The sequence below is a fragment of the [Flexibacter] sp. ATCC 35103 genome, assembly GCF_001975985.1.
In the GTDB taxonomy this organism is placed as follows: Bacteria; Bacteroidota; Bacteroidia; order Flavobacteriales; family Flavobacteriaceae; genus Flavobacterium.
In genome coordinates, this window is sequence record NZ_MTQF01000020.1 from 1 (window position 1) to 9704 (window position 9704).

2 protein-coding genes are annotated in these 9704 nt (G+C 32.0%); both read left to right on the top strand.

The window, feature by feature from the left end:
- The coding region (locus tag BXU01_RS24010) for an amino acid adenylation domain-containing protein (RefSeq protein WP_123774174.1) at positions 1 to 1873 on the top strand (1873 nt) is incomplete at its 5' end.
- The coding region (locus tag BXU01_RS24015) for a non-ribosomal peptide synthetase (protein WP_083696226.1) at positions 1873 to 9704 on the top strand (7832 nt) is incomplete at its 3' end. The genes BXU01_RS24010 and BXU01_RS24015, both read left to right, overlap by 1 nt.

Here is a 9704-nt window from a genome sequence, read left to right on the forward strand (position 1 = left end):
AGATCCGGAAATGAGTATTGACAAGATCGATTACATTACGGCTTTAGAAAGAGAGGAACTTTTAAACGGTTTCAACAACACGAAGGCAGATTATCCTGCGGATAAAACCATAATCGATTTGTTTGAACAGCAGGTATTAAAATCACCGGAGCAAGTAGCATTAAAGGATGATTTTAGATTTTATTCCTATTCGGAACTTGACAAATTATCAAGCAAAATAGCAGCATATCTTATTGACACTTTTGGTGAAAATGATAAATCAGGAATTGCAATTTTATTAGATCGATCTGTTGATATGGTAGCAGTTTTATTAGGCATATTAAAATCAGGCAGATCTTATATTCCATTAGATCCCGTTTTTCCAAAAGACAGATTAAGATATATTATTGAAAATAGTAAAAGCAAAATACTTATCAGTGAAAATGAATACGAATTGGAAGGAGCTAAAAACTTATCTAAAATATCATTAGAAGATATTTTAGAAAACACAAACCGATTTGAAGGAAATTTAACTGTAAAAGTATCGCCAGAAGACACAGCTTATATAATTTATACATCAGGTTCAACAGGTAATCCAAAAGGGGTAGAAATAGGACATCAATCTTTGATTAACTTTTTGTGCAGTATGCAAGAAAAACCAGGAATTAGTTCAAAAGATATATTTTTCTCGGTTACGACTTATTCTTTTGATATTTCAATTTTAGAGTTTTTCGGGCCTTTAATTTCAGGAGCTACTTTGTATGTTGCCAATCAGAAAGTCTTATCTGATCCTTCTCTTATTATAGAAAAATTAGAGCAAATACAACCTACTATAATTCAATCAACTCCAAGCTTTTACCAATTATTATTTAATATGGACTGGCATGGAAACAAAAAGACAAAAATGCTTTGCGGTGGTGATTTATTGAGTGAATCCTTAGCCAAAGATTTATTAAACAGAAGTTTAGAGGTGTGGAATATGTATGGGCCAACGGAAACCACTATCTGGTCGAGTGTAAAAAAGATAGAACATTTTTTTGATGCTTCTAATATTGGAACACCGATAAATAATACACAAATATATATTCTGGACCAGTTTTTAAAACCGAAATCAATAGCAGTATCAGGCGATATTTATATAAGTGGAGACGGATTGGCGAAAGGATATTATAAAAATCAAAAGCTAACAAAAAAGAGCTTTATCAAAAATCCATTTCATGATAAAAGTTTATTGTATAAAACCGGAGATGTTGGTAAATGGAACTACAAAGGAGAGATTGAGTTTTTAGGAAGAAATGATAACCAGATTAAAATAAGGGGTTATAGAATTGAACTTGGCGATATTGAAAAAAATATTCTAAAGTATTCTGAAAGTTTAAAACAAGTTATTTTAGAATTAAAAGAAGTAAATAATGAAAAAGTACTGGCTGCCTATTTTGTATCTGCTATAAATATTGATAAATCTGAGTTGCGCAGTTTTCTTCAGGAAAGACTTCCGGATTATATGGTTCCAAATTTTTACATACAATTAGAAAAATTACCATTAACACCTAACGGAAAGACAGATAGAAAAGCTTTACCTGATATCGAAGAAAAAGATATTATAAAGAAAGAATTTGTAGCCCCAAGAAACGATACAGAAGAACGATTGGTTTTGATATGGAAAGAAGTTTTGAATATAGAAGAAATAGGAGTTACAGATAATTTTTTCGAATTGGGCGGACATAGCTTAAATGCTATGATTGTGATAAAAAAAATCATAACAGAGTTTAATGTAGAAATTTCGATAGGAGATATTTTATTCAAAAGAGAAATACAAGCTATAGCAGCCATAATAAATGAGAAAGAGTGGTTGCATACTAGTCTTGATTTTAAAAATGAAATAATTATATAATGAGAGAGTTAATCGACAGGCTTAGACAAAATAAAATTCATGTTTCTTTAGATAATGAAAATCTGAAATTAAAATTCGATCATCATGAAATTCCAAATTTACTTTTGGAAGAAATCAAGAAAAATAAGGTAGAGATTTTACAATTTTTAAAAGACAATAGCAGATCGTATAATCTTTATACACCTATTGATCCGGCACCAGTATCAGAATCATATCCGTTGTCTGCTTCGCAATACCGATTATGGATATTAAGTCAGTTTCAAGGTGGATCAGTGGCTTATAATATTCCGGCAGCAGTTCGAATAAAAGGAAGAATAGATATTCTAAAATTCGAAAAATCTTTTAAAATATTAATTAATCGTCATGAGATTTTAAGAACTGAGTTCAAAACAAATGAAGATGGAGAAAACCGCCAATATATTGTTGCGGAAGAATCGCTGAATTTTAGAATAACCTGCAAAGATTATAGTTTAGTAGAGGATCAGGAAGCAATGATTGCTGATTATTTAGAAAGAGAAAATAGTATTCCGTTTGATTTGACGAAGGACTTATTATTAAGGGTTTGTCTAATTAAACTGAAGGAAGATGATTATGTTTTATTTCTCTCTCTGCATCATATTATTGTTGACGGCTGGTCGATGGAATTATTAATTTCTGAAATTATAAAAATATATAATGCTCTTATAAAAGAAAAAGAAATTGATTTACCAAATTTAAAAATACAATACAAAGATTATGCAGTCTGGCTAAATTCTTCCTTGCAGCAGGAAAAATACAAAGCTTCAGAGCAATATTGGCTTAATCAGTTTAAAGGAGAATTACCGATATTGGATCTGCCTGGTTTTAAACCTCGTCCGCAGTTACAAACCTACAATGGAGATCGTTTAAGGCATAAATTCTCAAAGCGTTTTTCAGACAAGATAAAATTATTTTCAAAAGAAAATGATGTTACTGTATTTATGATATTGATGACTGGTATAAATAGTCTTTTGTATCGATATACGGGACAAAACGATATTGTTTTAGGAACTCCGATAGCGGGCAGGGAACATCCGGATTTAGAGAATCAGATAGGGTTGTATTTAAATACACTAGCTATTAGAACTCAATTTGAAAAGAATTTAAGTTTTCTGGATTTACTGAATAAAGAAAAGAAAGTTTTATTAGAAGCTTACAAGCATCAAAGTTATCCATTTGATGCATTGGTGGGAAAACTGCATTTAAAAAGAGATGCCAGCCGTTCTGCTTTATTTGATGTTATTATCGATTTTAAGAGTGTGTCAGAAACAGATATTGCTGCTTTACCGCGACTTGAAGGAATAGAAATAAGCGAATATGATTTTAAAAATAAGGTAGCAAAAGTAGATCTTAATTTCACTTTCATAGAATCAAAGGAGTTAGATCTTGTAATTGACTACAATACTGATATTTATGATGCTTATTCAATTGAGAAAATGTTTGCCCATTTTGAAAACTTAGTGATGCAGTTGTTAGACAATCCTGACAGCATAATTGAGACCATCCAATATTTAACAGACAAAGAGAAAAATCAATTACTGATAGATTTTAATAATACAGAAATATATTATCTAAAAGAAAAAACGATAATTGATTTGTTTGAAGAACAGGTTAGTAAAGCACCAGAGAATATCGCTTTGGTATTTGAAGGAAAACAATTAACCTATAGAGAATTTAACATTAAAGTTAATCAATTGGCTGATTGCTTAATAAAAGAATATGGTATAAAAGAGGGCGATACTGTAGGGACTCAGTTAAATAAAAACGAATGGGCGATTATTTCCATATTAGGAATATTAAAAGCAGGCGCTGTATTTGTGCCTATTGAGCCTGAATTGCCTGCTGCCCGTAAATCGTTTGTTGCAGAAGATGCCGGAATAAAATTATTGATAACTGAGGTATCGTATTTATTGGATCTGGGTTTCTATGAAGGAGCTGTTTTTGCTATAGATGTAGAGTTTGAATCTTCAGAATTCAATGCAAATTTTGAGAAATTAGAAATAGATGTCAAAAATTTGGCCTACGTTATTTATACTTCTGGATCAACAGGTAATCCAAAGGGAGTAATGATAGAACATGAGTCGTTATCCAATTATCTGTATTGGGCCAAATCGGCTTATTTAGAAGGAGGTTTATCAAATACAAATTTTGGTTTGTTTACTTCATTATCTTTTGATTTAACACTAACCAGTTTGTTTTTACCTTTAGTTAGTGGCGGAAGTTTGTATTTGTTTGATGCCGATAAAGAAATATCCAATATTCTTAAGCAATATTTTCAAAGTAAAATTTCCTGTGTTAAACTAACACCTTCTCATATAAGCATTTTAGAAAGTTTAGGTATAAAAGACAGTAACATCGAATTAGTAATAGTTGGAGGAGAAGAACTTCGTAGAAGTCATGTAAATACATTAAGGGAAATAAATCCTAAAATTAAAATTTATAATGAATACGGCCCAACTGAAGCTACTGTTGGTTGTGTTGTTTATGAAGTAAAACCAAATGATGAATCTATTTTAATAGGTACTCCAATTTCAAACACATCCATTTTAATTTTAGATGAATATCAGGGATTACAATCTCAGGGAAAATCTGGTGAAATTTATATTTCCGGATCCGGTTTGGCCAGAGGTTATATAAATAATCCGGAGCTTACATCAGAAAAATTTATTCACAATCCTTTTATGCAAGGCAGAATGTATAAAACAGGCGACCTTGGATATTGGCTTCCTGATGGTAATATTAAGTTCTTAGGCAGAAAAGATCATCAGGTAAAAATTAGAGGACACAGAATTGAGCTTGAAGAAATAGAGAATCAGATTTTAGAATATTCAGAAGATTTAAAACATGTTGTTGTTACGGTAAAAGAATCAAATGCCGACAAAAATCTAGTCGCCTATTTTGTATCAGATTCAGTAATCGACAAGTCAGAATTACGTGCTTTTTTAAATGAAAATTTACCGGATTATATGGTTCCCGGTTTTTATGTAGCGCTAACAGAACTTCCTCTGACATCAAACGGAAAAATAGACCGAAATAGCTTACCGGATGTTGATTCGCAGGATATTATAAAGAATAAGTACATTGCTCCGCGTAATGAAACAGAAGAAGATCTGATTAAAATCTGGGAAGAAGTTTTAGGAATAGAAAAAATAGGAATAAGCGATAACTTCTTTGAATTGGGCGGGCATAGTTTAGTTATGGTTCAGGTCATTAACAGATTATATAAAAAATCCGGTAAAAGTATTTCATTTAGTGATTTCTTTAAAAATCCTACGATTGAGTCTTTAGCAGATCAGTTAAAAGACGACACTTATATTGCAATTGAAAATACTCCGGAGATGGAATCTTATCCGATGTCACCATCGCAGGAAAGATTTTGGATTCTAAGCCAGTTAGAGGGTGGGTCTCTGGCATATAATATACCTGCTGCCGTAAAGTTTGAAGGAAAAATTAATGCAGATAAACTCGAAGAATCCTTTAGGTTATTGATAAAGCGTCATGAAATTTTACGAACCAATTTCAAAACAAACGACGAAGGCGAAAACCGTCAATATATTACTGCTGCAGACCTTTTTGCTTTTGCATTGTCAAGAAAAGATTTTAGTTTAGAGAATAATCCCGAAGAAAGCCTTCAGTCTTATTTAAAAGAAAACAATAATGTTATTTTTAATCTTGAAAAAGATTTGCTTATACGTGCAAGTCTAATAAAACTAGAAGAAGAAACGTATGTTTTTTACCTGTCTATGCACCACATTATTGGTGATGGCTGGTCAATGGAATTATTAATTGCCGAAATAGTAAAAAGCTACAATGCACTTATAGCAGAAAAAGAAATTACATTACCCGTATTAACCCTACAATACAAAGATTATGCGGTATGGTTAAATGCAGTATTACAGCAGGAAAAACAAAAACATTCAGAGCAATATTGGTTTAATCAGTTTTCAGGAGAAATATCGGTATTGAATTTACCAGGTTTTAAAACTCGCCCGTTAGTAAAAACGTATAACGGAGATCGTGTAAGCTATGAATTTTCAACAGAATTAACAGATAAAATAAAAGCCTTTTCACAAGATCAGGATGTTACGATTTTCATGACCTTAATGGCTGCTGTAAATACGTTATTGCACCGTTATACCAACCAGTACGACATTATAGTGGGTACGCCTGTTGCAGGAAGAGAACATCCTGATTTAGAAAATCAATTAGGATTGTATCTTAATACGCTGGCTATTCGTACACAGCTAAAAGAAGAAATGAATTTTTCTGAGCTGCTGGATTTACAAAAAGAAACACTTTTAAGCGCATACGAGCATCAGAATTATCCTTTTGATTCGTTGGTTGGCAAACTAAATCTATCCAGAGATACAAGCCGTTCTGCCTTATTTGATGTCTTGGTTGTTTTACAAAACCAGGGGCAATTGAATAACCTTAATACCGAAGAATTATCTAATATTCAGGTAAGTGGTTATGGTCTTATAAATAAAATTTCAAAATTTGATCTGAGTTTTACTTTTATGGAAAACCAGAGATTAAGTCTTTTAATAGAATATAATACAGATATTTATGATAGCTCTTTAATAGCTCGAATGTTTTTGCATTTAGAAAACATCTTTTTGGCATTGTTATCAAATCCTGAAATTAGTATTTCTAAAATAGATTATCTGTCGGCAGAAGAAAAGCAGCAATTGCTGTTAACCTTTAATAACAATAAAACCGATTATCCAAAAGATAAAACCATAATTGAATTATTTGAAGAGCAGGCATTACATACACCCAATAATATTGCCGTTGTGTTTGAAGATATAAAGCTGACATTTAAAGAACTCAACGAAAAAGCGAATCAATTAGGAAGATATTTAAGGGAGCAGTACCAAATTAAAGCAGATGATTTAGTTGGTATTAAGCTTGACAGAAATGAAAAAACGATTATTGCAATGCTGGGTATTTTAAAATCCGGAGCCGCATATGTGCCAATCGATATTAATTATCCGGAAGAGCGAATAGCTTATATAGAACAGGATAGTAAAAGTAAAGTTGTAATAAATGACGAAGAATTAAAAAGGTTTAATGCGATAAAAGGGCAGTATTCGACAGAGAATCCCGAAAAAATAAACCATGCTAATGATTTGGTTTATGTAATCTATACTTCAGGAACTACAGGAAACCCAAAAGGTGTAATGGTAGAGCATAAAAATGTCATTCGCTTAGTAAGACAAACCAACTTTATAGCGACAGATGAAATTGGCAATATACTGAGTTTATCCAATTTTTCTTTTGATGGATCTGTTTTTGATATTTTTTCAGCACTTTTAAACGGGACAGCTTTAATAATTCCTGTACAGAATTCTTATTTAGACATGTCTTCTTTGGGCAAGTTAATAAAAGATCAAAATGTAAATACGTTTTTTATTACTACGGCATTGTTTAATAATCTGACAGATAGTGATTTGGATTTAAAAAATATCAGATATGTATTGTTTGGAGGTGAACTTGTATCTGTAAATCATACTTTAAAATTTAAAAATAAATACCCGTGGATTCATTTAATTCACGTTTACGGGCCAACAGAAAACACGGTGTTTTCTTCTTATTATGAAGTAAAAAATGTCGAAGTTTCGCAGGATACTATTCCGATAGGAAAAGCAATAGCAAATTCTGATTGTTATATTTTAAGTGCAAATAATGAACTACAGCCTATAGGTTCTGTGGGTGAAATTTGTGTTGGCGGAGATGGTTTGGCAAGAGGATACTTAAATCAGCCAGCGCTAACTGCGACTAAATTTGTACCGCATCCATTTAAAATAGCAGAAAGAATTTATAAATCCGGAGATCTTGGCAGATTATTGCCGGATGGGAATATTGAATTTTTAAACAGAAATGATCATCAGGTTAAGATCAGAGGATTCAGGATAGAACCTGGAGAAATAGAAAGCATAATTTTGCAGTATTCAGAAAGCTTAAAACAGGTTTTTGTTGCCGTAAAACAAGTCAATAAAGAAAAAGTATTGGTTGCATATCTGGTATCTGATGATTTAGATAAATCAAAATTACGCCAGTATCTGCAAGAAAAACTGCCGGAATATATGATTCCGGGTTTTTATATCGTGTTGAAAGAATTGCCATTAACCTCTAATGGAAAAGTCGATACTAAAACATTGCCGGAAATTTCAGGAGAAGATATAGTATTGAAGGAATATATTGCCCCAAGAAACGAGACAGAACAAAAGCTGGCCTTAATATGGCAAAATGTTTTAGGTCTTGAAAAAATTGGTATTTTAGATAATTTCTTTGAATTAGGAGGTCACAGTTTAATGGTGGCTCAGGTAATCAATCAAATCCACAAGCAATTAGGGAAAACAGTATCTTTTAAAGTGTTTTTTGAAAGCCAGACTATAGAAAAAATAAGCAGGCAATTACAAGGCAATGCATATATTGCTATTCCTAAAGCTGCTACAGAAGAATCATATCCTTTATCAGCCGCTCAATATCGCTTATGGATACTCAGCCAATTTGAAGGTGGTTCACTGGCTTATAATATTTCTACCGCTATTCGATTAACAGGATTAATTGAAGCAGATAAATTTGAAGAATCTTTTAAGCTGTTAATCAACCGTCATGAAATTTTAAGAACGAACTTCAAAACAAACGAAGCCGGAGAAATTCGTCAATATGTTGTTCCTGCAGCGTCCGTAGATTTTAAAATAATTCAGGAAGATTTTACTTTAACAACAAATAAGGAAGAGGCAATTAATGCTTATTTGCAAAAAAAGAACAGTATTCCGTTTGATTTAGAAAACGGACCACTAATACGGGCTTCGCTTATTAAACTAAAAGAACAAGAATTTGTTTTTTGCTTATCGATACATCATATCATTGGTGACGGATGGTCGATAGAACTTTTAGTTTCTGAAATTGTAAAAGCTTATAATGCGCTTTTGCAATCTAAAAAAATTGATTTAGCAGATCTAAGTATTCAGTATAAAGATTATGCCGTATGGAATAATGACGAATTACAGCAAAACAAACATGTAATCTCAGAGCAGTACTGGTTAAATAAATTTCAGGGAGAATTACCAATACTGGAGCTTCCAGCTTTTAAGACTCGCCCTGTAGTACAAACCTATAATGGAGAAACTAAATCACATCGTTATTCTAAATCATTTTTAGATAAGTTAAAATCATTTTCAAAAGAGTCTGATGTTACGTTGTTTATGACCTTAATGACTGGTATAAATGCTCTTTTGCATCGCTATACAGGGCACAACGATATTATTTTAGGAACTCCAATAGCAGGCAGAGACCATCCGGATTTAGAAAATCAGCTTGGTTTGTATGTAAACACTTTGGCGATTAGAACCCAATTTAAAGAAAACGGAAGCTTTTTAGATTTACTGGCGCACGAAAAAGAAATTTTACTGGAAGCTTATGAACATCAGAGTTATCCGTTTGACCAATTAGTGGGAAAACTGGATTTAATCAGAGACACAAGCCGTTCAGCATTATTTGATGTAATGGTTGTTTTACAGAACCAAAACCAGCTTAATAATATTAATAGTGGAGAAGAATTAACAAATCTTGAGATAAGCAATTATTTGCTTGAAAATAAAACTTCTCAATTTGATATGAGTTTTACTTTTTCGGAAGATGATGGTTTAAAACTGGCAATTGAATATAACACCGATATATATGAAAATGATTTTATAAAAGAAATATTTTCTCATTTTGAATTTTTACTGACACAATTATTGGAAAACTCTGCGGCGCCTGTTGAAAGTTTCAGCTACCTCTGTACAGAAGAAAAAGAGCAGTT